This window comes from Mycobacterium colombiense, assembly GCF_001953985.1.
Classification (GTDB): Bacteria; Actinomycetota; Actinomycetes; order Mycobacteriales; family Mycobacteriaceae; genus Mycobacterium; species Mycobacterium colombiense_B.
This window is the reverse complement of record NZ_MBEI01000078.1, coordinates 16,463-40,602: the sequence shown is the minus strand read 5'-3', so window position 1 is coordinate 40,602 and position 24,140 is coordinate 16,463. Positions and strand designations below refer to the sequence as shown.

Annotated in this window: 25 protein-coding genes and 1 pseudogene; 19 read left to right on the top strand and 7 right to left on the bottom strand. The window is 67.9% G+C overall.

The annotated features are described in order from the left end of the window. The first annotated feature begins 7 nt into the window (after window positions 1–7). The 13 genes and pseudogenes from alr to A5732_RS23580 all read left to right on the top strand — a co-directional run bounded on the left by alr (window position 8) and on the right by A5732_RS23580 (window position 14,238). Window positions 8–1,174: an alanine racemase gene (gene alr, locus A5732_RS23640; protein WP_076103451.1), complete on the top strand. Its 1,167-nt coding sequence runs from the start codon at window positions 8–10 to the stop codon at window positions 1,172–1,174. Window positions 1,175–1,226: 52 nt separating this feature from the next. Next, window positions 1,227–2,276, top strand: coding sequence for an alpha/beta fold hydrolase (locus A5732_RS23635; protein WP_170879986.1), 1,050 nt, complete (start codon window positions 1,227–1,229; stop codon window positions 2,274–2,276). Next, window positions 2,269–2,766, top strand: a complete 498-nt coding sequence (gene tsaE, locus A5732_RS23630) for a tRNA (adenosine(37)-N6)-threonylcarbamoyltransferase complex ATPase subunit type 1 TsaE (RefSeq protein ID WP_142254588.1) — start codon at window positions 2,269–2,271, stop codon at window positions 2,764–2,766. The genes A5732_RS23635 and tsaE overlap by 8 nt, the downstream gene beginning before the upstream one ends. Further along, on the top strand, window positions 2,763–3,386 hold the full coding sequence (gene tsaB, locus A5732_RS23625; protein WP_076052056.1) for a tRNA (adenosine(37)-N6)-threonylcarbamoyltransferase complex dimerization subunit type 1 TsaB: 624 nt from the start codon (window positions 2,763–2,765) through the stop codon (window positions 3,384–3,386). Before tsaE ends, tsaB begins: the two co-directional genes overlap by 4 nt. Next, window positions 3,383–3,850, top strand: coding sequence for a ribosomal protein S18-alanine N-acetyltransferase (gene rimI / locus A5732_RS23620; protein WP_076103450.1), 468 nt, complete (start codon window positions 3,383–3,385; stop codon window positions 3,848–3,850). The genes tsaB and rimI overlap by 4 nt, the downstream gene beginning before the upstream one ends. Further along, window positions 3,847–4,872, top strand: a complete 1,026-nt coding sequence (gene tsaD / locus A5732_RS23615) for a tRNA (adenosine(37)-N6)-threonylcarbamoyltransferase complex transferase subunit TsaD (protein WP_076103449.1) — start codon at window positions 3,847–3,849, stop codon at window positions 4,870–4,872. The genes rimI and tsaD overlap by 4 nt, the downstream gene beginning before the upstream one ends. A 248-nt stretch (window positions 4,873–5,120) precedes the next feature. Beyond that, window positions 5,121–5,423 carry a co-chaperone GroES gene (gene groES / locus A5732_RS23610; RefSeq protein ID WP_064950356.1) on the top strand — a complete coding sequence of 101 codons (303 nt, stop codon included), beginning with the start codon at window positions 5,121–5,123 and terminating at the stop codon, window positions 5,421–5,423. 80 nt (window positions 5,424–5,503) lie between these two features. Beyond that, complete coding sequence (groL, locus tag A5732_RS23605; protein ID WP_076052059.1) at window positions 5,504–7,126, top strand: chaperonin GroEL; 1,623 nt, start codon at window positions 5,504–5,506, stop codon at window positions 7,124–7,126. Between the two features lie 97 nt (window positions 7,127–7,223). Then, window positions 7,224–8,717: pseudogene (locus A5732_RS23600) on the top strand (adenylate/guanylate cyclase domain-containing protein); the annotation flags it as partial. Window positions 8,718–8,956: 239 nt separating this feature from the next. Further along, a complete protein-coding gene (locus A5732_RS23595; RefSeq protein WP_076103448.1) occupies window positions 8,957–9,748 on the top strand; it encodes an SDR family NAD(P)-dependent oxidoreductase in 792 nt (263 codons plus the stop codon). Window positions 9,749–9,810: 62 nt separating this feature from the next. Continuing rightward, on the top strand, window positions 9,811–11,310 hold the full coding sequence (locus A5732_RS23590; RefSeq protein ID WP_076103447.1) for an adenylate/guanylate cyclase domain-containing protein: 1,500 nt from the start codon (window positions 9,811–9,813) through the stop codon (window positions 11,308–11,310). Window positions 11,311–11,398: 88 nt separating this feature from the next. Next, the gene (locus A5732_RS23585; protein ID WP_076052062.1) at window positions 11,399–12,922 is read left to right on the top strand and encodes an adenylate/guanylate cyclase domain-containing protein; all 1,524 of its coding nucleotides are present in this window, start codon (window positions 11,399–11,401) and stop codon (window positions 12,920–12,922) included. Window positions 12,923–13,029: 107 nt separating this feature from the next. After that, entirely contained in the window at window positions 13,030–14,238 is a 1,209-nt protein-coding gene (locus A5732_RS23580) for an FAD-dependent oxidoreductase (RefSeq protein WP_076103446.1), read from the top strand. A gap of 7 nt (window positions 14,239–14,245) precedes the next feature. Here the strand turns inward: A5732_RS23580 and A5732_RS23575 are convergent, their stop codons facing one another. Then, on the bottom strand, window positions 14,246–14,647 hold the full coding sequence (locus A5732_RS23575) for a hydrogenase (protein ID WP_076052064.1): 402 nt from the start codon (window positions 14,645–14,647) through the stop codon (window positions 14,246–14,248). Between the two features lie 91 nt (window positions 14,648–14,738). Between A5732_RS23575 and A5732_RS23570 the strand changes: the two genes are divergently transcribed. Then, a complete protein-coding gene (locus tag A5732_RS23570) occupies window positions 14,739–15,161 on the top strand; it encodes a Rid family hydrolase (protein ID WP_076103445.1) in 423 nt (140 codons plus the stop codon). A gap of 73 nt (window positions 15,162–15,234) precedes the next feature. Here A5732_RS23570 and A5732_RS23565 read toward each other — a convergent pair whose 3' ends face one another. From A5732_RS23565 to A5732_RS23545, 5 genes are all read right to left on the bottom strand, one after another. Further along, window positions 15,235–15,993: a superoxide dismutase family protein gene (locus tag A5732_RS23565; protein WP_076103444.1), complete on the bottom strand. Its 759-nt coding sequence runs from the start codon at window positions 15,991–15,993 to the stop codon at window positions 15,235–15,237. A 41-nt stretch (window positions 15,994–16,034) separates the two neighbouring features. Further along, window positions 16,035–16,220, bottom strand: a complete 186-nt coding sequence (locus tag A5732_RS23560; RefSeq protein WP_076052067.1) for a hypothetical protein — start codon at window positions 16,218–16,220, stop codon at window positions 16,035–16,037. A 99-nt stretch (window positions 16,221–16,319) separates the two neighbouring features. After that, window positions 16,320–16,805, bottom strand: a complete 486-nt coding sequence (locus A5732_RS23555; protein WP_076103443.1) for a hemerythrin domain-containing protein — start codon at window positions 16,803–16,805, stop codon at window positions 16,320–16,322. Continuing rightward, window positions 16,802–17,653, bottom strand: a complete 852-nt coding sequence (locus tag A5732_RS23550) for a Rieske 2Fe-2S domain-containing protein (protein WP_076052092.1) — start codon at window positions 17,651–17,653, stop codon at window positions 16,802–16,804. The genes A5732_RS23555 and A5732_RS23550 overlap by 4 nt, the downstream gene beginning before the upstream one ends. A 221-nt stretch (window positions 17,654–17,874) precedes the next feature. Beyond that, on the bottom strand, window positions 17,875–18,183 hold the full coding sequence (locus A5732_RS23545; RefSeq protein ID WP_007773426.1) for a WhiB family transcriptional regulator: 309 nt from the start codon (window positions 18,181–18,183) through the stop codon (window positions 17,875–17,877). A 359-nt stretch (window positions 18,184–18,542) separates the two neighbouring features. On the opposite strand from A5732_RS23545, the gene A5732_RS23540 reads away from it, so the two are divergent. From A5732_RS23540 to A5732_RS23530, 3 genes are all read left to right on the top strand, one after another. Continuing rightward, window positions 18,543–19,367 (top strand): hypothetical protein, encoded by an 825-nt coding sequence (locus tag A5732_RS23540; RefSeq protein WP_076052069.1) that lies wholly within the window; start codon window positions 18,543–18,545, stop codon window positions 19,365–19,367. A 90-nt stretch (window positions 19,368–19,457) separates the two neighbouring features. After that, window positions 19,458–20,036 (top strand): sigma-70 family RNA polymerase sigma factor, encoded by a 579-nt coding sequence (locus A5732_RS23535; RefSeq protein WP_040630965.1) that lies wholly within the window; start codon window positions 19,458–19,460, stop codon window positions 20,034–20,036. Further along, entirely contained in the window at window positions 20,023–20,796 is a 774-nt protein-coding gene (locus A5732_RS23530) for an anti-sigma-D factor RsdA (RefSeq protein ID WP_171975086.1), read from the top strand. Before A5732_RS23535 ends, A5732_RS23530 begins: the two co-directional genes overlap by 14 nt. Before the next feature lies 1 nt (window position 20,797). Here A5732_RS23530 and A5732_RS23525 read toward each other — a convergent pair whose 3' ends face one another. Beyond that, window positions 20,798–21,211 (bottom strand): DUF5319 domain-containing protein, encoded by a 414-nt coding sequence (locus tag A5732_RS23525; protein WP_076052071.1) that lies wholly within the window; start codon window positions 21,209–21,211, stop codon window positions 20,798–20,800. A gap of 162 nt (window positions 21,212–21,373) precedes the next feature. Here A5732_RS23525 and guaB point away from each other — a divergent pair, with 162 nt between their 5' ends. Beyond that, window positions 21,374–22,969: an IMP dehydrogenase gene (gene guaB / locus A5732_RS23520; protein ID WP_076052072.1), complete on the top strand. Its 1,596-nt coding sequence runs from the start codon at window positions 21,374–21,376 to the stop codon at window positions 22,967–22,969. 7 nt (window positions 22,970–22,976) lie between these two features. Continuing rightward, window positions 22,977–24,104, top strand: coding sequence for a GuaB3 family IMP dehydrogenase-related protein (locus A5732_RS23515; protein ID WP_076052073.1), 1,128 nt, complete (start codon window positions 22,977–22,979; stop codon window positions 24,102–24,104). The last annotated feature ends 36 nt before the right edge of the window (window positions 24,105–24,140 follow it).

Here is a 24,140-nt window from a genome sequence, read left to right as displayed (position 1 = left end):
GACTTCCTTGGCCGTTACGCCGATATCCCTGACACCGGGCGTCCTCGCCGAGGCCCTGGTCGACCTGGGCGCGATTGAGCACAACGTGCGGCTGCTGTGCGAGCAGGCCGGCGGCGCGCAGGTGATGGCCGTGGTCAAGGCCGACGGCTACGGCCACGGAGCTCCCCAGACGGCGCGCGCCGCGCTGGCGGCGGGCGCCACCGAGCTGGGCGTCGCCACCGTCGCCGAGGGTCTGGCGCTGCGCGCGGCCGGCATCACCGCCCCGGTGCTGGCCTGGCTGCACCCGCCGGGCTTCGACTTCGGGCCCGCGCTGCTGGCCGACCTCCAGATCGCCGTGTCGTCGCAGCGCCAGCTCGACGAGCTGCTGGACGCGGCCCGCCGCACCGGCCGGACCGTGACGGTGACCGTCAAGGTCGACACCGGGCTGAACCGCAACGGGGTACCGCCGGGGCAATACCCGGCGATGCTGACCGCGCTGCGCAAGGCCGTCGCCGAGGAGGCCATCGCGCTGCGGGGCCTGATGTCGCACATGGTGTACGCCGATCAGCCCGCCAACCCCGTGAATAACCTTCAGGCCCAACGATTCGGCGACATGCTGGCCCAGGCGCGCGATCAGGGTGTGCGGTTCGACGTGGCACACCTGTCGAACTCGTCGGCCACCATGTCCCGTCCCGACCTGGCCTTCGACATGGTGCGCCCCGGCGTCGCGGTCTACGGGCTGAGCCCGGTCCCCGAGCGCGGCGACATGGGCCTGGTCCCGGCGATGACGGTGAAATGCACTGTGGCACTGGTGAAGTCGATTCGCGCGGGGGAGAGCGTGTCCTACGGCCACACCTGGACCGCGCAGCACGACACCAACCTCGCGCTCATCCCGGTCGGCTACGCCGACGGCGTCTTCCGGTCGCTGGGCGGCCGGCTGGAGGTGTTGATCAACGGCAGGCGGCGGCCCGGCGTCGGGCGGATCTGCATGGACCAGTTCGTCGTCGACCTCGGCCCGGGCCGCACCGACGTGGCCGAGGGCGACGAGGCGATCCTGTTCGGGCCGGGCACCAATGGCGAGCCCACCGCGCAGGACTGGGCCGGCCTGCTCGGCACCATCCACTACGAAGTGGTGACCAGCCCCCGCGGGCGGATCACCAGGACCTACCGCGAGGCGCACACCGTTGAGTCCTGAGGAATCCCGCAGGCGCCGCAAGGGCAGGGCCTGGCTTGCGGGAGGCGCGGGGGTGACCGCCGTCGCCACCATCATCGGGGCCTCGGCCCGCCGGTCGATGACCCAGCGCGCCATGGTCGAAGACCCTTACGCCCATGAGGATTTCAACCGGCTCGAGGACGACGCCGGCCTGGTGGTGACCACCCCGGACGGGATACCGCTGGCGGTCCGCGACGCGGGCCCGGCCGATGCGCCGCTGACCCTGGTCTTCGTCCACGGGTTCTGTTTGCAGATGGGCGCCTTTCATTTTCAGCGCACGCGGCTGCCCGATCAGTTGGGCCCCGACGTGCGGATGGTGTTCTACGACCAGCGCGGGCACGGCAGGTCCGGCGAGGCCGACCCCGAGACCTACACGCTGACCCAGCTCGGCCGGGACCTGCAGACGGTGCTGAACGTCGTGGCCCCGCGCGGAATGATCGTGCTGGTGGGCCACTCGATGGGCGGCATGACGGTGTTGTCGCATGCCCGCCAGTTCCCCGAGCAGTACGGGCGGCGAATCGTCGGCGCCGCGATAATTTCTTCTGCGGCCGAAGGTGTTTCGAGGTCACCGCTGGGCGAGATACTGAAAAACCCTGCGCTGGAAGCGGTTCGGGTCGCGGCCCGGTCCGCGCCGAAGCTGATGCACCGCGGCCGCAACGTGTCCCGCTCGTTGATCGGCCCGGTGCTGCGGGCCGCCTCCTACAGCGACCTGCAGGTCAGCCGCAGCCTGGACGCGTTCTCCCAGCGGATGATGAACAGCACCCCGATCCCCACCATGGTGGGCTTCCTCGACGCGCTGGAAAAGCATGACGAAACCGCCGGGCTGTGGACGCTGTTGCGCGTCCCGACCCTGATCGCCTGCGGCGACCACGACCTGCTCACCCCGGACGAATATTCACGAAAGATGGCCGCCAGCCTGCCGCAGTCCGAGCTGGTCATCGTTGCCGGGGCCAGCCACCTGGCGCTGCTGGACAAGCCCGAGGCCATCAACGGCGGACTGGTGCGACTGGTCAGGCGGGCCACCCCGACCAAGGCCGCGCTGCGGATACGACGGATCCGAGAAAGGTTGCGGCGTCGTGGTTGAGGTCAATGGCGGCACCGCGACCTGCGACCGGGTCGAAGACACCATGGCGCTGGGGTCGCGGCTGGGGCAACACCTGCGGGCGGGCGACGTGGTGGTGCTCTCCGGCCCGCTCGGAGCCGGAAAGACCGTGCTGGCCAAGGGAATCGCCGAGGCGATGGATGTCGACGGGCCGGTCACCTCCCCGTCCTACGTGTTGGCGCGGGTGCATCCGCCGCGGCGCGCCGGCGCCCCGACCATGATTCACGTCGACATGTACCGGCTGCTCGACCACACCGGCAACCAGGGCGCCGACCTGCTCGGTGAACTCGACTCACTGGACTTGGACAGCGATCTCGACGACGCTGTGGTCGTGGTGGAATGGGGCGAGGGCCTGGTCGAGCGGCTCGCCGAGCGTCATCTGGACATCCGGCTGGAGCGCGTCACCGGATCCGACGTCCGGATCGCGACCTGGCAGTGGGCCGACAACGCCGACACCGAGGGCCATTCATGAGCATCGTCCTTGCCCTCGACACGTCCACCCCGGCGGTGACGGCCGGCCTGGTGCGCCGCGACGACCTGTGCGTGCTGGCCGAGCGGGTCACCGTCGACCCCCGGGCCCACGCCGAACGGCTCACCCCGAATGTCGTTGCGGCCCTGGCCGATGCGGGGCTGGCGATGGCCGACCTGGACGCCGTCGTGGTGGGCTGCGGCCCGGGCCCGTTCACCGGTCTGCGGGCCGGGATGGCCACCGCCGCCGCCTACGGGCATGCGCTGGGCATCCCAGTGCGCGGCGTGTGCAGCCTGGACGCCATCGGTGTGCGAACCACCGGGGACGCGTTGGTGGTCACCGACGCCCGCCGTCGCGAGGTCTACTGGGCCCGCTACCGCGACGGCGTGCGTACCCACGGCCCCGCGGTCAGCGCCCCGGCCGATGTCGACCCGGGCACCGCCGCGTCCGTCGCGGGCTCGCCCGAACACGCCGCCCTGTTCGGCCTGCCGGTGCGCGAGCCCAGCTGCCCGACGCCGGCCGGATTGGTTGCGGCGGTGGGTGATTGGTCCACCGACCCCGAACCGCTGGTGGCCCTGTATCTGCGTCGGCCCGACGCCAAACCGTTGGCGGCACGCCAATGACCGCCGACAGCGAGGCCGTCACCGTCGGAGGCCTGACCCGGGCCGACGCGCAGCGCTGCGCCGAGCTGGAGGCGCAGCTGTTCGACGGCGACGACCCCTGGCCCGCGGCAGCGTTCCACCGCGAATTGGCCAGTAAGCACAACCATTACGTGGGCGCACGGGTCGGCGAGACGCTGGTCGGCTACGCCGGTATCTCGCGGCTGGGCCGCACCCCGCCCTATGAGTACGAGGTGCACACCATCGGCGTGGATCCCGCATACCAGGGCCGGTGCATCGGCCGCCTGCTGCTCGATGAGCTGCTGACCTTCGCCGACGGCGGTGCGGTGTACCTGGAGGTCCGCACCGACAACGAGGCGGCCATCGGCCTGTATACCAGCGTCGGGTTCGAGCAGATCGGCCTGCGCCGCCGCTATTACCGCGTCAGCGGCGCCGACGCGTACACGATGCGGCGGGAGGCCCTGTGAAAACCATCCTGGCGATCGAAACCTCTTGCGACGAAACGGGAGTCGGCATCGCACGACTGGACGCCGACGGCACCGTGACGCTGCTGGCCGACGAGGTGGCGTCCAGCGTCGACGAACACGTCCGGTTCGGCGGCGTGGTTCCCGAGATCGCCTCGCGCGCCCACCTGGAGGCGTTGGGCCCCGCCATGCGCCGCGCGCTGTCGACCGCCGGCCTGGACAGGCCCGACGTCGTCGCGGCCACCATCGGGCCCGGGTTGGCCGGCGCCCTGTTGGTGGGAATCGCTGCGGCCAAAGCGTATTCGGCCGCCTGGGACGTGCCCTTCTACGCGGTGAACCACCTGGGTGGGCATCTGGCCGCCGACGTCTACGAGCACGGGCCGCTGCCCGAGTGTGTGGCGCTGCTGGTCTCCGGCGGCCATACCCACCTGTTGCACGTGCGCTCGCTCGGTGAGCCGATCGTCGAGCTGGGCAGCACCGTCGACGACGCCGCCGGGGAGGCCTACGACAAGGTGGCGCGGCTGCTGGGCCTGGGCTACCCGGGCGGCAGGGTGCTTGACGAGCTGGCCCGCACCGGAGACCCCGAAGCAATCGCCTTCCCGCGCGGCATGACCGGGCCGCGAGACGACCCGTACGCGTTCAGCTTCTCTGGGCTGAAGACGGCCGTCGCGCGCTATCTGGAAAGCCACCCGGACGCCGTCAACGCCGACATCGCCGCCGGGTTCCAGGAGGCCGTCGCCGACGTGCTGACCAAAAAGGCGGTGCGCGCCGCCACCGGGCTCGGCGTGCAGACCCTGCTGATCGCCGGGGGAGTGGCCGCGAATTCGCGGTTGCGCGAGCTGGCGGAGCAGCGCTGCGCGGAGGCCGGGCTGACGCTGCGGATCCCCCGGCCGCGGCTGTGCACCGACAACGGCGCGATGATCGCGTCCTTCGCCGCACACCTGGTGGCCGCCGGGGCGGCGCCCTCGCCGCTGGACGCGCCCAGTGACCCGGGCCTGCCGGTGATAAAAGCGCAGGTGAGCTGACGTTCGCTGAGCGCGGACACACCAGCCGGGAAGAAGCAGCAGGGCGCCCTTGAGTGCTAGCACTCGCATGTATAGAGTGCTAGGTGGCAATCGGCCAAGCCCTGTGTCGGCACCCGCGACGACGGCGCTCGGGCGCGGACGGATGCCGAACACCTGATAACTCGGAAGGTTCGGGGTCAACCCGTACCGGCCGTCAACTCCGGTCCGGGGACTCCCGGACCCGACCCAAACAGTGGAGGGCTCCAATCGTGGCGAAGGTGAATATCAAGCCACTCGAGGACAAGATTCTCGTGCAGGCCAACGAGGCCGAGACCACGACCGCGTCTGGTCTGGTCATTCCTGACACCGCCAAGGAGAAGCCGCAGGAAGGCACCGTCGTCGCAGTCGGCCCCGGCCGGTGGGACGAAGACGGCGCAAAGCGCATCCCGCTGGACGTCTCGGAAGGCGACACCGTCATCTACAGCAAGTACGGCGGCACCGAGATCAAGTACGGCGGCGAGGAGTACCTGATCCTGTCGGCACGCGACGTGCTGGCTGTCGTCTCCAAGTAATAACCGTGTTCCGCCCCGGCGATCCCCGCGCTTTGCGCGGGTGATTTCCGGGGCGGCACGCGTTTGGGTGAAGGAGCCTGATGAGCAAGATCATTGAGTACGACGAGACCGCGCGGCGCGCCATCGAGGCGGGCGTGAACACCCTCGCCGACGCGGTGCGAGTGACGCTCGGGCCGCGCGGCCGGCATGTGGTGCTGGCCAAGGCATTCGGTGGCCCGGCGGTCACCAACGACGGCGTGACCGTCGCGCGTGAGATCGACCTGGAGGACCCGTTCGAGAACCTGGGCGCCCAGCTGGTGAAGTCGGTGGCGACCAAGACCAACGACGTCGCGGGCGATGGCACCACGACGGCGACCGTGCTGGCGCAGGCGCTGGTCAAGGGCGGCCTGCGACTGGTCGCGGCCGGCGCCAACCCCATCGAGCTCGGGGCGGGGATCAGCAAGGCCGCCGACGCGGTGTCCGAGGCGCTGCTGGCGTCGGCCACCCCGGTCTCGGGCAAGGACGCGATCGCGCAGGTGGCGACCGTGTCGTCGCGCGACCAGCTGCTGGGTGAGCTGGTCGGCGAGGCGATGACCAAGGTCGGCACCGACGGCGTGGTGAGCGTCGAAGAATCCTCGACGCTGAGCACCGAGCTCGAATTCACCGAGGGCGTCGGTTTCGACAAGGGCTTCCTGTCGGCGTATTTCGTCACCGACTTCGACGCCCAGCAGGCCGTGCTGGACGACCCGGTGATCCTGTTGCACCAGGACAAGATCAGCTCGCTGCCCGACCTGCTGCCCATGCTGGAGAAGGTCGCCGAATCGGGCAAGCCGCTCCTGATCATCGCCGAGGACATCGAGGGCGAGGCGCTGGCCACCCTGGTCGTCAACTCCATCCGCAAGACGCTCAAGGCCGTCGCGGTCAAGGCGCCGTTCTTCGGCGACCGCCGCAAGGCGTTCCTCGAGGACCTTGCGGTGGTGACTGGCGGCCAGGTGATCAACCCCGACGCGGGCCTGCTGCTGCGTGAGGTCGGCACGGACGTGCTGGGCTCGGCCCGCCGCGTGGTGGTCAGCAAGGACGACACCGTCATCGTCGACGGCGGCGGCCCCAAGGACGCGGTGGCCAACCGCATCAAGCAGCTGCGCGCCGAGATCGAGGCGAGCGACTCCGAGTGGGACCGGGAGAAGCTGCAGGAGCGGCTGGCCAAGCTGGCCGGCGGCGTGGCCGTGATCCAGGTGGGTGCGGCCACCGAGACGGCGCTCAAGGAACGCAAGGAAAGTGTCGAGGATGCCGTCGCGGCCGCGAAAGCGGCTGTCGAGGAAGGCATCGTCGCCGGCGGCGGCTCCGCGCTGCTGCAGACCCGCACGGCGCTGGAAAAGCTGCGCGGGTCCCTGACCGGCGATCAGGCGCTGGGCGTCGACGTCTTCTCCGAGGCGTTGGCGGCGCCGCTGTACTGGATCGCCACCAACGCCGGGCTCGACGGCGCGGTCGCGGTGCACAAGGTGACCGAGCTGCCCAACGGGCACGGGCTGAACGCGGACAAGCTGACCTACGGCGACTTGATCGCCGAAGGCGTCATCGATCCGGTCAAGGTCACCCGCTCGGCGGTGCTCAACGCGGCCTCGGTGGCGCGGATGGTCCTCACCACGGAAACGGTGGTCGTCGACAAGCCGGCCGACGAGGAAGACCACGGCCACGGTCATCACCACGGTCACGCTCACTAGGTAGCCACGTAAAAGCACCCCGGTCCTGTTGGGCCGGGGTGCTTTTTTAAAGGCAAAAATTGCAGGTCGGAAAGCACATTGGGGCTACTGTCGCGCCATGGACCGCATCTGGCAGTGGGCGTGGGATCGGTACGGGCCGCGGTACTCGTGGGCTTTCTGCGGAGTCATGTTCGCCTTAGGCCTGCCGATCTACCTCTTTTTGTCGTTTTTCGTTGTCGTTCTCGAGGGATCCGATCACTACGTCGAGGCGGCCGCCGTGACCGTAATTGCGTTGCTGATGACGGCATTCGCGCCCCGTAGCCGCATGGTCGGGATCCGCCTTGCGGAGCAGTGGGCAGCCGGCCACGAGGTCGATCGGGCCATGACACTAGAAGCCACATACACGTGGGCCCGGGGGATGGTGGCCCGAATGCTGGTAGGCAACGCGGTTATGGGCGCACTGGTTTTGGTCCTCGTCGGGGCGATCGCCCGAGCGGGTCCGTCGCGGTTAGTCCAGTACGGGATCGTGGGCGCCACTGTCGGAGCCGCCGCCATGGTGCCGGGTGTGCACAGCTGCCTGGAAACTGCCATGCGGCCCATCAGGGCCGCCCTCGCCGGTGACACCGGGATCGGTGACGCCCTACCCCGCTCTCGCCCGACTTTCACCGCGTGGTTGAACCTCTCCATGCTCGCGGTCGCGTTTTCGTTCGCCGTGACGGGCGCGATGCTGGCAGCTGTGCTCGGTCGGGTCGGAGAGGCACCGCTACTCCTCCTCGTGATCGGGTGTGCGATGACTCTTTTCTTCGCGGTGCCGATCACCGTCGTCGGCGTGTTCTCGCCATCCCTGCGACCCATCAGTGACCTGACAGAAGCAACCCAACGGGTTGCCGCCGGTGACTACAGCCGACGGCTGCCGGTGGCGCAGGATGACGACTTGGGCGCGTTGGCGGCCTCATTCAACCGCATGCAGGCGGGTTTGGCTGAGCGGCAACGACTTCAGGCTGCATTCGGCACCTACGTCGACCCCGCTCTGGCGGCGCGGCTGCTCGAACAGGGAGACGACATGTTCACCGGTGAGCGCCGTGAGGTGACGGTGATGTTCGTCGACATCCGTGATTTCACACCGTTCGCCGAGGCCAACACCGCCGAGGACACCGTGGCGCGCCTCAACGCCCTGTTCGAGATCGTTGTGCCTGCGGTCGTGGACGCCGGTGGGCACGTGAACAAGTTCCTCGGTGACGGTGCCCTGGCCGTCTTCGGCGCACCGAATGACCTCGCGGATCATGCCGACGCTGCCGTGAAAGCCGCTGTGCTGATTCACCGCCTCGTTGCCGAGCGATTCGGTCGCGCGCTTCGGATCGGCATCGGGATCAACACGGGCGTGGTGATCGCCGGCACCATCGGCGGCGGAAGCAAGCTGGAGTTCACTCTGATCGGTGACGCGGTCAACGTCGCTGCCCGCCTCGAGCAGCTCACCAAGACCACCGGCGACGCGATCCTTCTCACCCAGCAATCCGTCGACGCCTTGGCTTCTCGACCGCCCGGACTCACCGACAGGGGATTGCATGCCTTGAAGGGTAAGTCAGCCGAGGTGCAGGTCTTCGGACTCGACATGCCATGGCTGATATCCAGCACCACCGAAACGGTGGTCGTCGACAAGCCGGCCGAGGAGGCCGACGACCACGGCCACGACCACGGCCATCACCACCATCACTAGGTAGCGCCGTCCGGCGGTGGGGCTTCGGTAACAGTCGGCGGCCTGGCGCTGGCACGCCTCGGTCCGCGGTATTTCTGGCACATGCGTACGTAAATTTTCGCATCGCCCGGCCCTGAAGTGCCTAAGCTCAGCGCATGGACATGGTGGGGAAACGCGTGCTGATTACGGGCGCGTCGCGAGGCATCGGCGAGGCGTTTGCCCATGCCTTCGCGGAGGCGGGGGCCACCGTCGCGCTCGTCGCACGCAGCAAGGACGCGATTCAGGCACTCGCGGCAGAGCTTGGCGGCACCGCCCATCCCGCCGACCTCTCAGACCCGGCGCAGGTCGACGGCCTTTTCAGTCACATCGAGGCTGAAGCTGGTCCGATCGACATTCTGGTGAACAATGCCGGCATCGGACCTCCGGCTGCGTTCATCGACGACGCCGACCACCTGCGTCAAATCACCCAGGTCAACTACCTTGCCCCGGCCGAGTTGTGCCGTCAGGCCATACCTCGGATGCTCGGGAACGGCGGCGGCCACATCGTCAACATGTCTTCGATTGCCGGCGTCGGTGTGTTCCCGGGCCTGGTCAGCTACTGCGTGTCCAAGGCGGCGCTCTCCCACTTCACCGCGGGGCTGCGGGCCGAGCTCCGGGGATTGCCGATCGGTACCACCCTTGTCGAGCTCGGCCCGATACCCACCGAGATGCGCACCGGCTTCTACGATTACGAGCCGACAGCGCAATCGTTCCGGCGCTTCTACCAAACGCGTCTCATGGTGGACGTCCCGCGCGCAAAGGTTGCCGACAAGGTTGTCAAGGCCGTCTACAAACGCCGTAGGCACGTGCGGATTCCTAAGCGCACAGCCCTCTTCCTGATGATGTCCGAAGGGCCTCGGCGAGTCACAGAACTGATGCTCATCGGCGTCCCCCATCGAGTCGAGTAAGCGCTACGCAGCGAGCGAAGAAAACACCCCCGGCTCATCGCCGGGGGTGTTTCGTTATCGGCATGGAACGCATCTGGCAGTGGGCGTGGGATCGGTACGCGTCGAGGTACTCGTGGGCAGGTTGGGCGCTCACGCTCCCCCTGGCACTCCCGGTTTATCTCGCCTGGTCGTTGGGCATCGTCGCTTTCGAGAGGTCCGATCGCTACGCAGAGGCCGCCGCGGTGACCGTGGTCGCCGTGCTCGCATACCTGTATGTGGTGGTAGTTCCCGGCGGAAGGGATCCCCGCCTCATTGAGCGGTGGGCCGGCGGCGACGATGTCGATCGAGAGAGCGCACTGCGCGCCACCTACAGCTATGGCCGGAAACTGATTGCAAGGGGGGTGGTCGTCACCTTCGTTTGGATCGCGGTCCTGTTCGTTGGCATCGGGATGATTGCCGGGGCGAGCGGGTCGCGGCTCATCCAGTACGCGATTCTGGGCGCCGTCGCCGGAACGGCCGGCCAGCTGATCACTGTGCACAGCTACGTCGAATCAATCTTGCGGCCCGCCAGGGCTGCGATCGCTTCGGATACGGGGATCGGCGATTCCCTGCCTCGCTCTCGCCCGGCGTTCGCCACGTGGACCAGCGTGGCCATGCTTGCGGTGGGGTGGGCGTTTGCCGTCGCGGGCGCGATTCTGGGAGCCGTGTTGGACGTGACTAGGCACGGCCCCGTCCTCGCCATGGTGATCGGCGGTGTGCTGGTGCTCGGCATTGGGCCGTCGCTCTTGGCCGCGTACTCGCCACTCCTGCAACCCATCCGCGATCTGGCCGAAGGCACCGAACGCGTGGCGGCGGGCGACTACAGCCGGCGCCTGCCGGTGGTTCAGGACGATGACCTTGGCGCGTTGGCCGCGTCGTTCAACCGGATGCAGGCGGGATTGGCTGAGCGGCAACGGCTTCAGAGCGCGTTCGGCACCTACGTCGACCCTGTCCTGGCCACGCGGCTACTGCAGCAGGGTGACGACGTGTTCACCGGGGAGCGCCGTCAGGTGACGGTGATGTTCGTCGACATCCGCGATTTCACCCCGTTCGCCGAGGCGAACACCGCCGAGGTCACCGTCGCCCGGCTCAACGCCCTATTCGAAATCGTGGTGCCTGCCGTCGTGGACGCCGGTGGGCACGTCAACAAGTTCCTCGGCGACGGCGCGCTGGCTGTCTTCGGTGCCCCGAACGATCTCGCGAATCACGCCGACGCGGCGGTGAATACCGCTGTGCTGATTCATCGCCGCGTGGCGGAGCGATTCGGCGGTGAGCTTCGCATCGGCATCGGGATCAACACCGGCAAGGTGATCGCCGGCACCATCGGCGGCGGCAGCAAGCTGGAGTTCACCCTGATAGGTGACACGGTCAATGTCGCCGCCCGCGTGGAGCAGCTCACCAAGACCACCGGCGACGCGATCCTTCTCACCCAGCAGACCATCGACGCCTTGGTTTCTCGGCCGCCCGGACTTACCGACCGGGGAGCTCACGCCCTGAAGGGCAAGTCGACGCCCACAAAGCTTTTCGGCCTCGGCTCTGCGTAGGCGACAACCGCCCTCGCCCGCAGGCCGCGACGATTGTTTGTTTGCTGACTCCGCCCACGAGCCGCGGCCCAATGATTACGGTCGCCGCATGGACCGTATCTGGCAATGGGTGTGGGATCGGCACGGCCCGCACTACTCGTGGGCGATCGGCGCGGTTCTCTTGCCCCTGATGCTGCCGATCTTCCTACTTCCGTCGTTCTGTGTTGTCGCTCTCGAGGGATCTGATCGATACGTTGAGACCGTCGCGGTGAACGTTGTCGCCGGGCCGGTGCTGGTATACGTGCTCGTGCTTCCCGGCGTGGGCCTGAGTGGGCTCGCAGATCGGTGGGCGGCGGGTCAGAACATTGATCCGGCCCGGGCGTTGGACTCCACCTATAGGTGGGCTCGTCGCACGATCGCCCGAGCGGTGGTGGGCACCGCTGTCTGGGCTGCCCTGTTGTTGGTCGTCGTCGGTTTCATCGCCGGGGCGACGGGTTCGCGGCTTGTCCACTACGGAATCATGGGCGCCGCCCTCGGCACCGGCGTGCAACTGATCGGTGTGCACAGTTTCGTGGAAGGGGCACTGCGGCCGGTCAGGTCCGCTATCGCCGGCGGCACTGGGATCGGCGACTCGCTGCCTCGCTCTCGTCCGAGCTTTGCGACATGGGCAAAGGCCTCGATGCTCGGGGTTGCGTTCGTATTCGCCCTCTCGGCTGCGCTGCTGATGGCTGTTTTCGAGCGGGCTGGACACTTTGCGCTGCTCTCCCTCGGGATCGCGACCGGGATGATCCTTTGCTTTGGCATACCGATCACCGTCGGCGCAGTATTCGCGCCTTCCCTGCGGCCGATTCGCGACCTCGCCGAGGGAACGGAACGTGTTGCGGTGGGCCGCTATAGCCAGCGCCTGCCCGTCGTTCAGGACGACGACCTTGGCGCGTTGGCCGCGTCGTTCAACCGGATGCAGGCGGGATTGGCTGAGCGGCAACGGCTTCAGAGTGCGTTCGGAACCTACGTCGACCCCGCCCTGGCTGCGCGGCTGCTGCGGCAGGGCGACGACGTGTTCAGCGGCGAGCGCCGCGAGGTGACGGTGATGTTCGTCGACATCCGTGACTTCACGCCGTTCGCCGAGGCCAACACCGCCGAGGACACCGTCGCCCGGCTCAACGCCCTTTTCCAAAGCGTCGTGCCTGCCGTCGTCGACGCCGGTGGGCATGTGAACAAATTTCTCGGCGACGGTGCCTTGGCGGTATTCGGTGCCCCGAACGACCTCGCCAATCACGCCGACGCCGCGGTGACCGCGGCGGCGCTGATTCATCGTCTGGTCGCGGAGCGATTCGGTGGTGAGCTTCGGATCGGCATCGGGATCAACACCGGCAAGGTGATCGCCGGCACCATCGGCGGCGGAAGCAAGCTGGAGTTCACCCTGATCGGCGACACGGTCAACGTCGCGGCCCGTGTCGAACAGCTCACCAAGACCACCGGGGATGCGATCCTTCTCACACAGCAGACCGTCGACGCGCTGCCTTCCCGGCCAATCGGACTGACGGACAGGGGGTTTCACGCCCTGAAGGGTAAGTCGGCTGAGGTACAGCTCTTCGGGCTTGACCCCGTGCACCCAAATCGATTCGCCTGAAGCTACGTCGCGACGACACGCACGAACGCGTCGGCGCAGACGTCGTAGGAGGTGTCGATTAGGTAGTCTGCACGCGTATTCCGTACTCCACGAGGAGTGTCAGAACGATGACGCAAGTGATGGAAACCCAGGTGTGCGTCGCCGGCGGCGGTCCCGCCGGCATGGTTCACGCCCTGCTGCTGGCGCGGGCCGGAATCAGGGTTGTCGTCCTGGAGAAGCACAACGACTTCCTGCGCGACTTCCGCGGCGACACCGTGCACCCGACCACCCTGCGAATCATGGACGAGCTGGGGTACATCGACGAGTTCCTGCGCCTACCGCACACCAAGATCGACCGCGTCGCCTTCGACACCGACGGCTCGATTCGCACCTTCGGCAACTTCAAAGTGCTCAAGCGGCTCGGATTCAGGCAGCCCTATATCGCCATGATGCCGCAGTGGGATTTCCTCGACTTCATCGCCGAAAAGGCTTCTGCCTACCCGGAATTCACCCTGGTCCGCAACGCGGAGGTCACCGGCCTGATCTTCGACGGCGACCGGGTGACCGGGGTGCGCACGCCGAATCTGGAGGTGCGCGCCGATCTCGTCATCGCCGCGGACGGACGCAAGTCCGCGGTGCGCGCGGCGGCGGGGCTGCCGATCGCGCAGGCGCACTCCCCGATGGACGTGCTGTGGTTCCGGCTGAAATGGCGCCCCGGCGACCCCCAGGAACTGTTCGCGGTGCTCCGCAAGGGCCTGATGATGGCCATGATCTACCGGGGCGATTACTGGCAGATCGCCTATCTGATGCCGAAGGGATCCAACCCCAGGGACGGATCCCTGGAGGAGTTCAAGGAGCGGATCGTCACCGCGCAACCGCGGCTGCGCGAGCACGTCGACGACCTGAACTCGTGGGACGACACCAGCGAGCTCGATGTGCGGGTGGACCGGCTCGAGACATGGTGGCGTACCGGCTTGCTGTGCATCGGGGATGCCGCGCATGCCATGTCGCCGGCCGGGGGCGTCGGAATCAACCTCGCCGTCGCCGATGCGGTGGCCGCGGCCAACATCTTGTGCGCCCCGCTTCGCGGTGGCCGGCTGACCGACAAAGATCTCGCCAAGGTGCAGCGGCGCCGCGAACTGCCCACCCGTATCGTTCAGGCTTTCCAGGTGCTGATCCAAGACAACGCGATCGCGCCCAATTTGAGCGGTGACCTATCGCCGATCCACGTACCCAAGATCGTGGGATTTGGTCCGCTGCAAGCGATTCCGCCGATTTTGGTCGGGCGCGGTTTCCGTCCCGAACATGTCCGCACGCCGGACGTACACGCGCACTAGCGCGTCGTCAAAGCCCGGCGATGACGATGCCGACGCCCACCACGATGCACGGCGCCAGGGACACCAGCAGGAAGCTGACGATCCGCTCCTTTCCCGCCGAGGCCGCGTGGTCTCCGGTCGCGATCGGCGCGAGTTTGCGGCCGGCGCCCCATGCCGCCGCGAGCAACGTCGCGAACCAGTTCGCGTAGGCGGCGTAGACGATCAACGCGACGGCCGCGATTGCCCACGCGTCGGGCAGGTGAAGGTGCGGCCAGAGCAAGCCCAGCAACACGAGGAACATGCCGTTGAGGACCCCTTCGAGGTGGCTCGACAGCGCCATGCGCGGGTTTTTCAACACGCGAAGGGGTAACCCGGTGAACAGCCCGAGCAGGAACAAGACCAGCCCGAGTGTGAACAGCAGCGTCTGCATGTCAGCACACTAGGGGGCGTCCGGCGGCACGCGCGGTGGATTGCCGGCCAAGCGAGTACCCGCGACGCGGTTCGCGACGAAAATGGCACGCATGGGTAGGCCGATCTTTACTGTCACTCCCGGCTACGGCGACCATCAGCTCCGGGAGTTCCACTATGCACAAGTTGTTCGGTACGGAGACCGGGTGGAGACGGCCGGTCAAGGAGGCTGGGACGAGCACTGGCGCTATCCCGAGTCAGTGCGCGACGAGGTCATTGCGGCCTTCGACAACGTCGAACGGACATTGTCGACAGCCGGAGCCTCCTGGCGTGACGTGGTGCACGTGCACTCGTACCACCTGCCCGGAGCGGATGGCCAGATCGGGCCCGAGCACCTGGACACCATGGTCGAACAGTTCCGCCGGCGCATGGGCGACCACGCACCCTTGTGGACGTGCATCGGCGTCGCCGCCTTGGCTAGTCCGAAGATGCGCGTCGAGATTCAAGTCACCGCCATCCTTGCGGACCAAGACTGAACCGACGAGGCGACGCGAAACACCCCCGGTCCCTTGCGGATCGGGGGTGTTCCCTTTCATGGTGGCTTGAGCGTCAGCGCCCCGGTGGATAGTAGGGCGGGGTGGTCACGGTCGTGCTGGGTGCGGACGTCGTGGTCGGGGTGCTGGTGACCGTCACGGTGCTGGTGCTCGTGCTCGTCGACGCCGGCGGCACCACGGTGGTGGTGGTGCTGGTCGTGACGCTGGTGGTCGACGAGGTCGTCGACGAGGACGCCGCGATCACACCGCAAGCCAACCGCTTGCCGGAATCAGCCGTGGAGGCGGTGCTGCCCAGATTGTCCGCGGTCTGGTGGATGATCAGCGCGGTGCCCGAGCTGTTCCTCAGGTCGGCGGAGGTGAACGCGTTACTGGTGGTGACCAGTTTCGCCGAGCCGTCGGAGCGCACCTGCAAGGCGGTCAGGTCGCCGCTGGCGGGATAACTCGTGTGATTGGCCGCCTGGTAGACGCTTCCGGCGGAGTCGAAGTCTCCAGTCGAGCCTCCGTTCGGTGCAGACGAATTGGGCTCGCACTTGCCCACCGCGTGGATCTGCAACCCGTGGAAGCCGGGGCTCAGCACCTGATTCGGGCCGGCCTCCACGGTCACCGTCGCATAGCCGTTGGCGAATTCGAAGGTGGCGTTGGCGACCGGGCTGCCGTCGGCTGTCTTCAGCTGGGTGGTCAGCCGCTCTGCCCCGGGCGTCGTACTGGTCAGCGGGGAGGTGTTGGGCTGGGTGCCTTGCTGGTTCGAGCATGCGGCGAGCGGAGCGACGGTCGCGGTGAGCGCCGCGACCGCAAAGCATGCGGCCTTGTTCATTTGCGGTGCCTACCCACATTGACCCGCGACGAAACGGCGACCTACTTCTCGGGCTTGCGCACCTCGCTCGCCAGGTCGCGGTAGTCCCAGACCAACTCCACCACTTCGTGAGCGGCACGGCCCGCCGCGCCGGCGATGAGGCCCACGATGCGTCCGAGATGCGTCGCCGTGGTGTTTACCGCCTCAAAGACGTTGTTAATAGCGCGATCTGACACCTTATCGGCCATCTGTGCCCCCTCGGGTTGTGTGTCCGCGTTCGCTGAACACCTAGCCAGAGTAATCCTTGAACCGGCGGCAGACAGAACCGAAAGCGGGTATGGCCAGCATTACGCCCTGAGGCGACTCAGCAAGGTCTTACGACTGCGGACGCGGAACTTGTTGATCGGGGATTGACGTAACCGGGCGATGCGCTCGGCCATCCGGTTTCCCAGCGCGTCGAGCATCTCGTCACTGAGATCTATTGGGGCAGGGCATAAGTCGCGTTCCTCCTCGCTGGCATGAGCGTCCAGCACGGTCACGAACGAGTGCCATTCGTCGGCGTATTCCGGCGCCGCCGGTGGCGTGCGGAGGAGCACCGCCAGCTGATCCCACACCTGCCGGTGTTCGGCATGCGCGATGGCGACCAGCGTGCTGGCCGCCGCGACCGCCGGATAGAACAGGTCGTCCTCGATGCGCATGTGGATGTCGAGTTCGATCAGCAGTTCATCGAGCGTGTCCTGCCGTTCGTAGGTATCCGGGGGCATGTCGGTGATCTTCTTGCACAGACCGCGTAAGACGTCATGGTGCTCGAAAAGGACCTCGTAGGCATTCATTTGGTCATCCCGTGTACTTCGACGAGCCCGTCGCGAATTCGCACCGGGTAATGCGGCAGCGCCGCGGTCGCCGGTCCGCGCAGCACCTCGCCCGATTGGCACGCGAACCTGGAACCATGCCAGGGGCAGACGATGCGACCGCGGTCGATCCACCCGTCACTCATCGGCGCGCCGAGGTGCGGGCAATGCTCACCGACCGCGACGACCTGGCCGTCGTTGCGATAAAGAACCACGCCGACACCGTCGACCGCGACCCGCTGTGGTTGGCCATCGAGCGCGGTGGCCGGCAGCACCGGCGTCCAGCGGTCGCCGCCCAGTCGCGCGCCGGAGCGATCCACACCTACGCCCGATCCGAACACCAACGCCCCGCCGAGGTAGCCGCTACCCAGGGTCAGGCCATAGCCGATCGCGCTGCTCGCCATCGCGCGCCGATGTCGGCCGCGGCGCCGATCCCACCACGACGCCGCATACAGCCCGGTTGCGATCGCGTTGAGCGCGCCATGGACGAGGCCGATCCGACGCGATTGCTCATGGGTGTGCTGCCAGTCGGTCACACCCGTCGCCGCGGCGCCGACGCTTCCCGCGAGCGCGACACCCAACGCGAACCTGGACCCCTCACGCAGCCGGGCGGTGCCCCCCGAAAGCACGCTGGCCGCATCCATCGCGAGCGTCGTCGCCACCGCGCCGGTCGGCACCGACGTCAGGGCGGGGTGCAGCGGATGACCGAGCCAGGTGCCGTGCAATGCGTTGCTGACTCGATCGCGGTTTCCCCCGATGGCCGCGAACAGGAAGGTCAGCGCGTGCTCGAGCCGATAACTCGGCCTGTCCAGCCACGCCTGTCGGCCCAGGGTTGTGCGCACCGCTAAGCCGCTGGTGCGGATCCGATCTTCGAAATGCTGCCATCGATTCGCCACGACGCCCCTCCGGTATGCCAGAGCCGGCGAGACGCAACGGGCTCGACGCCGCGTCGACTGGGGACAGCGGCCAAACCGGCCGCGTCCATGACTAGGACACGGATTGGCACCGCGGAATGTTCAACCGCGACGAGTGGCCGGGCGTGTTGGTGGGACTAGGCCGAGCGGCGGATGGTGCGACCGCGACCGATGTCGCCCTTGAGCAGCAGGTCGCGCTCGGACTCCGACAGACCGCCCCAAACCCCGTAGGGCTCACCGACTTCGAGGGCGTGCGAGCGGCACTCCTGAATTACCGGGCACTGCCGGCACATTTCCTTCGCGCGCTGCTCGCGTTGCATGCGGGCACGGCCACGCTCACCGTCGGGGTGGAAGAACATCGATGAGTCAACGCCGCGGCACACGCCCTGCAGTTGCCAATTCCAGATGTCGGCGTTGGGTCCAGGTAGCTGTTCCGGCTGTGGCATTGGTTCGTTCCCTCTCTGCACCGCTCGCTCGAGGTCAGGTTCGTGAAAGCGGTTGGGTGCAACTTAAATTAAGTGGAGTGGGGTCACCGATGACTACCCGTCATGCGTAGACGTTAGGGCGGGCGATGAATTTCCGTCAATAGCCACTTAGCCCGACAAAATATGTGCCCGTTGGAGCAGAATTAACTTTACGTTCACCTCGAATGAAATGGCGAAACCGATGCCGTGCTACCAGGCAGTTGGCCGAAACGAGATTTCCCAGCTCAGCGCGCGGGAGGGCGATAAGGCGAATTTATCCATGGGCTATAGTGATTAACGGTTCGGTAACATGAAGACCACAAACTGTTTACTACATCATTGTGATTGAAACTCGTCACACTTCCTTGATTGGCCGAGAGTTGGCCGACGCCGCCTTCGGGGATCGGCCCGGCAGCTGGCCGCTGCCGTCGGCGACGACGCCGGCCGACCTGTGGCTGCGCGCCGTCGCGGCCGGGGGACAGGGTCGCTACGGCGCGGCCTTCCGCGACCTCGCGGTGCTGCGGCGCACCGCTCCTGCAGGGCGGCTGGCGTCGTTGGGCATGAGCACGCATGGTTCGTTCCTGCGCCAACTCGGTTGGCACAGCGTCGCCCGGGGCTGGGACGGGCGCGCCCTGGCGCTCGCCGGCGACGATCCCGAGGCGGGCGCCGACGCCCTCATCGGGCTGGCCGCCGACGCGTTGGGTGTCGGGCGCTTCGCGGCTGCGGCGGCGCTGCTGGCGCGCGCCGACCCGCTGCTGGCGTCGCCGAAACCCGCTGTGCCCGACCGGCTGCCGGTGCGCCGGCGCTGGGTGGCCGCCGAACTCGCGATGGCCCGCGGTGATGGCGACGGCGCCGTCCGGCACGCCGGCGAAGGCGTCGAGCTGGCGGCGGCCATGACCGCCGCGTCGCCGCGGCATCGGGTCAAAAGCGAAGTGGTGCTGGCCGCCGCGCTGTGCTGCGCGGGCAACCTCGAGCGCGCCCGCACCGTCGCCGATGCCGCGCTGGCGATGACCGGCGAATTAGGGCTGCTACCACTTCGTTGGGCGCTGGCCTGCTTGCTGATCGATATCGAAAGTGTCACGTTTCCAGCACATCAGCTGCACGAAATCCGCGATGTCTGCGCAGGCCAGGTGCGGCGCGCCGGTGGAACGTGGCGTTCCGCTTGAAACGGCCCTCCGCCCGTTATTGTCATTTCGTTAGTTAGCCCAGTTGGCCCGCGATGTGTCCGCTTCGTAACGTTGGAGATATCACCGTCGATGACAATTCCAGCAGGGGAACGTCTCGACGCTGTGGTCGCCCAAGCCGTCACCGGAGACCACAACGCATTGAGGGAGGTGCTGGAGACCATCCGTCCGATCGTCGTGCGATATTGCCGAGCGCGTGTCGGCACCGTCGATCGGGGTGGCCTGTCAGCGGACGACGTGGCACAGGAGGTGTGCTTGGCGACTATCACGGCGTTGCCGCGTTATCGCGATCGCGGGCGTCCCTTCCTGGCCTTCCTGTACGGCATCGCGGCCCACAAGGTCGCCGATGCCCACCGGGCCGCCGGACGCGACCTCGCCTATCCCACCGAAACGATTCCCGACCGTTGGTCGAACGACGCGGGACCCGAACAGCTTGCGATTGAAGCCGATTCGGTGAGCCGGATGAGCGAATTGCTCGAGATCCTGCCCGCCAAGCAGCGCGAGATCCTGATCCTGCGCGTCGTCGTCGGGCTGTCCGCCGAGGAGACCGCGGCCGCGGTCGGCAGTACCACCGGGGCGGTCCGAGTCGCCCAGCACCGCGCGTTGTCGCGGCTGAAGTCCGAAATGATCGCGGCAGGTGACTGTGCCTGAATCCCTGGATGAATTCGCCCGCACCGACCTACTGCTCGATGCGCTCGCCCAGCGCCGGCCGGTGGACGTCGAGGACCCCGACGCCGATGTGCTGACCGGCCTGCTGGAGGACTGGCGCGACAACCTGAGGTGGCCGCCGGCCAGCGCGCTGGTGACTCCCGAAGAGGCCGTCAACGCGTTGCGCACCGGATTGGCCGAGCGCCGCCGCGGCAGCCATCGTGGCCTGGCCGTCGTCGGCTCGGTCGCCGCGGCGCTGATACTGCTCAGTGGATTCGGCGCCATGGTGGTCGAGGCCCGGCCCGGCGGCACCCTGTACGGGCTGCACGCGATGTTCTTCGACCAGCCCCAGGTGCACGGAAGCCAGGAGATGCTGGCCGCCAAGGCCGACCTGGCGAAGGTCCAGGAATCGATCGACCGGGGTCAGTGGGAACAGGCCAAGAATCAGCTGACCGAGGTGAGCAGCCTGGTGCAGTCGATCGACGACCCGGCCAGCAAACAAGAGTTGATGAATCAGCTGAAGCTGCTGAACGCGAAGGTCGATGCGCGCGACCCGAACGCCACGTTGCCGGTCGCTTCGCCGCCGGCGGCCCCACCCGGGCCGGCCATCGCGATTCCGGCGGCGCCGCCCGCCGCCTCGGTCGCGCCGTCGAAGGACGCGACGCCGGCGCCGCTCAACCCGCCGCCGAGTCCGTCAGTCGGCAAGCATCACCATCACGGCCATACGCCACCCCCGGTGGCGCCGTTAGCTCCGAATCAGTGAATCAGTGCCGGCGGTGGATGCCGTCGGCGTCCGACGTCGCTTCGTTGAGCGATGCGTCGGCGTAGCCCCGGCAGTAATCCCACGTGACGTAGGCATCCGGCTCGGGGTCATAGGCGGGCTCGTGCGGGCGCACGGTGCCGTCGATCAGTAGCTGCAGCAGGTTGGCGCGCAGCATGTCCCAGTCGTGGTAGTGATCCTGCTGACATTCGTCGCAGCACACCACGAGTCCGCGAATACCCTTGTGCGCCAGCAGCGCTTCGTACACGGCCAGATCGGCAAGGTCGGCCTCGACGGCCATCCGCTCCTGCTGATCCAGGGGCTGGCCCGGCTCGACGGCTTCCAGTGCCGCCGACGGATCACAGGGGTCGTCGGCGAATGGGTCGGGCGGCAAACCCGGAGGGAGGTGGTCGCGCACGTCCTCTAGCCTACGCAGCCCGCCCGGGATAACGCCAGCAGGGAGCCCGCCGGCCATGCCGCGCCGTTTGGTCCGCGCGGCGCGCCCGAGCAAGCGAACGACAGCGGGAGGGTAGCCGATAGGATGGGTTTCTCACGCCGCATCGTATGGAGGGCCCCACTGATGACCCGTGGCACGTCCCACCTGGAAGAAAGCTCTGACCTCGTCGGCAGTGCGTATGTGCGGGTGGGTGGCCTGGTCGACGACCCGGTGCCCACCGGAGGCGACAACCCGCACAAGATCGCCATGCTCGGGCTGACGTTCGACGACGTGCTGCTGCTGCCCGCGGCCTCCGACGTCGTCCCCGCAACCGCGGACACTTCCAGCCAGCTCACCAAGAAGATCAGGCTCAAAGTGCCGCTGGTGAGTTCGGCGATGGACACGGTCACCGAGTCGCGGATGGCCATCGCGATGGCCCGGGCCGGCGGCATGGGCGTCCTGCACCGCAACCTGCCGGTCGCCGAACAGGCGGGCCAGGTCGAAATGGTCAAGCGCTCGGAAGCCGGCATGGTCACCGACCCCGTCACCTGCCGCCCGGACAACACCTTGGCTCAGGTCGATGCGATGTGCGCGCGGTTCCGGATCTCCGGCCTGCCGGTGGTCGATGAATCGGGCGCGCTGGTCGGCATCATCACCAACCGCGACATGCGGTTCGAGGTCGACCAGACCCGCAAGGTCGCCGAGGTGATGACGAAGGCCCCGCTGATCACCGCGCAGGAGGGAGTGTCCGCCGACGCGGCGCTGGGCCTGTTGCGTCGCCACAAGATCGAGAAGCTGCCCATCGTCGACGGCCACGGGCGGCTGACCGGTCTGATCACCGTCAAGGACTTCGTCAAGACCGAACAGCACCCGCTGGCCACCAAGGACAGCGACGGCAGGCTGCTGGTCGGCGCCGCCGTCGGCGTCGGCGGCGACGCCTGGGTGCGCGCGATGATGCTGGTCGACGCCGGGGTGGACGTGCTGATCGTGGACACCGCGCACGCGCACAACCGGCTGGTGCTCGACATGGTCGGCAAGCTCAAGGCCGAGGTGGGCGAGAAGGTCGAGGTGATCGGCGGCAACGTCGCCACCCGTTCGGCGGCCGCGGCCCTGGTCGCCGCCGGCGCCGACGCGGTGAAGGTGGGCGTCGGGCCAGGCTCGATCTGCACCACCCGGGTGGTGGCCGGCGTCGGCGCGCCACAGATCACGGCGATTCTGGAGGCGGTCGCGGCCTGCGGCCCGGCGGGCGTGCCGGTGATCGCCGACGGCGGCCTGCAGTACTCCGGCGACATCGCCAAGGCGTTGGCCGCCGGCGCGTCGACGGCCATGCTGGGCTCGCTGCTGGCGGGCACCGCCGAGGCCCCCGGCGAGCTGATCTTCGTCAACGGCAAGCAGTTCAAGAGCTACCGCGGGATGGGGTCGTTGGGAGCCATGGCCGGCCGGGGGTCGGGCAGCGGAAAGTCGTACTCCAAGGACCGCTACTTCGCCGACGACGCGCTCTCGGAGGACAAGCTGGTGCCGGAGGGCATCGAGGGGCGGGTGCCCTTCCGCGGCCCGCTGTCCTCGGTGATCCACCAGCTGACCGGCGGCCTGCGCGCGGCGATGGGCTACACCGGCTCGCCGAGCATCGAGGCGCTGCAACAGGCGCAGTTCGTCCGGATCACGGCGGCGGGCCTGCGGGAAAGCCACCCGCACGACGTCGCCATGACGGTCGAAGCCCCCAACTACTACGCACGCTGAGGCCCAGATGGTCGAAATCGGGATGGGCCGCGTCGCCCGTCGCAGCTATGAACTGAGCGAAGTCAGCATCGTCGCCTCCCGGCGCACCCGCTCGTCGCAGGACGTGTCGACCGCCTGGCAGCTGGACGCCTACCGGTTCGAGATCCCGGTGCTGGCGCACCCGACCGATGCGCTGGTGTCGCCGGAGTTCGCGATCGAGCTCGGCAAGCTCGGCGGCCTGGGCGTGCTCAACGGCGAGGGCCTGATCGGGCGGCACGCCGACGTCGAGTCCAAGATCGCGCAACTGGTCGAGGCCGCCAGCAAGGAGCCCGAGCCGTCGGCGGCGATCCGGCTGCTGCAGGAGTTCCACGCGGCCCCGCTCAACCCGGACCTGCTGGGCTCCGCGGTCGCCCGGATCCGGGAGGCCGGGGTCACCACCGCGGTGCGGGTCAGCCCGCAGAACGCCCAGGCGCTGACGCCGGTGCTGGTGCAGGCCGGCATCGACCTGCTGGTCATCCAGGGCACCATCGTCTCGGCCGAGCGGGTGGCCAACGACGGGGAACCGCTGAACCTCAAGACCTTCATCTCCGAGCTCGATGTGCCGGTGGTCGCCGGCGGCGTCCAAGACCACCGCACCGCGCTGCACCTGATGCGCACCGGCGCCGCCGGTGTCATCGTCGGCTACGGCGCGACCCGGGGAGTGACCACCAGCGACGAGGTGCTGGGCATCAGCGTGCCGATGGCCACCGCGATCGCCGACGCGGCCGCCGCGCGGCGCGAGTATCTCGACGAGACCGGCGGCCGCTACGTGCACGTGCTGGCCGACGGCGACATCCACACCTCGGGCGAGCTGGCGAAGGCGATCGCCTGCGGCGCCGACGCGGTGGTGCTGGGCACGCCGCTCGCCGAGTCCGCCGAGGCGCTGGGCGAGGGATGGTTCTGGCCGGCCGCCGCGGCGCACCCGTCGCTGCCGCGCGGCGCGCTGCTGCAAATCGCCGTCGGGGAGCGCCCGCCCCTGCACCAGGTGCTCAACGGCCCGTCCGATGACCCGTTCGGCAGCCTCAACCTGGTCGGCGGGCTGCGGCGGTCGATGGCCAAGGCCGGCTATTGCGACCTCAAGGAGTTCCAGAAGGTCGGCCTGACCGTCGGTAGCTAACCCGGAGGCCGCTGGCTCGTTACCCGCCGGTAAGGC

Coding starts and splice junctions, on each gene's coding strand:
- rimI (WP_076103450.1), top strand. CDS start 3,383: ATGACCGCCGACAGCGAGGCCGTCACCGTCGGAGGCCTGACCCGGGCC.
- A5732_RS23545 (WP_007773426.1), bottom strand. CDS start 18,183: ATGCCACAGCCGGAACAGCTACCTGGACCCAACGCCGACATCTGGAAT.
- A5732_RS23585 (WP_076052062.1), top strand. CDS start 11,399: ATGGACCGTATCTGGCAATGGGTGTGGGATCGGCACGGCCCGCACTAC.
- A5732_RS23595 (WP_076103448.1), top strand. CDS start 8,957: ATGGACATGGTGGGGAAACGCGTGCTGATTACGGGCGCGTCGCGAGGC.
- tsaB (WP_076052056.1), top strand. CDS start 2,763: ATGAGCATCGTCCTTGCCCTCGACACGTCCACCCCGGCGGTGACGGCC.
- A5732_RS23575 (WP_076052064.1), bottom strand. CDS start 14,647: ATGCAGACGCTGCTGTTCACACTCGGGCTGGTCTTGTTCCTGCTCGGG.
- guaB (WP_076052072.1), top strand. CDS start 21,374: ATGACCCGTGGCACGTCCCACCTGGAAGAAAGCTCTGACCTCGTCGGC.
- groL (WP_076052059.1), top strand. CDS start 5,504: ATGAGCAAGATCATTGAGTACGACGAGACCGCGCGGCGCGCCATCGAG.
- A5732_RS23570 (WP_076103445.1), top strand. CDS start 14,739: ATGGGTAGGCCGATCTTTACTGTCACTCCCGGCTACGGCGACCATCAG.
- A5732_RS23580 (WP_076103446.1), top strand. CDS start 13,030: ATGACGCAAGTGATGGAAACCCAGGTGTGCGTCGCCGGCGGCGGTCCC.
- A5732_RS23535 (WP_040630965.1), top strand. CDS start 19,458: ATGACAATTCCAGCAGGGGAACGTCTCGACGCTGTGGTCGCCCAAGCC.
- A5732_RS23565 (WP_076103444.1), bottom strand. CDS start 15,993: ATGAACAAGGCCGCATGCTTTGCGGTCGCGGCGCTCACCGCGACCGTC.
- A5732_RS23515 (WP_076052073.1), top strand. CDS start 22,977: ATGGTCGAAATCGGGATGGGCCGCGTCGCCCGTCGCAGCTATGAACTG.
- A5732_RS23590 (WP_076103447.1), top strand. CDS start 9,811: ATGGAACGCATCTGGCAGTGGGCGTGGGATCGGTACGCGTCGAGGTAC.
- A5732_RS23555 (WP_076103443.1), bottom strand. CDS start 16,805: ATGAATGCCTACGAGGTCCTTTTCGAGCACCATGACGTCTTACGCGGT.
- A5732_RS23560 (WP_076052067.1), bottom strand. CDS start 16,220: ATGGCCGATAAGGTGTCAGATCGCGCTATTAACAACGTCTTTGAGGCG.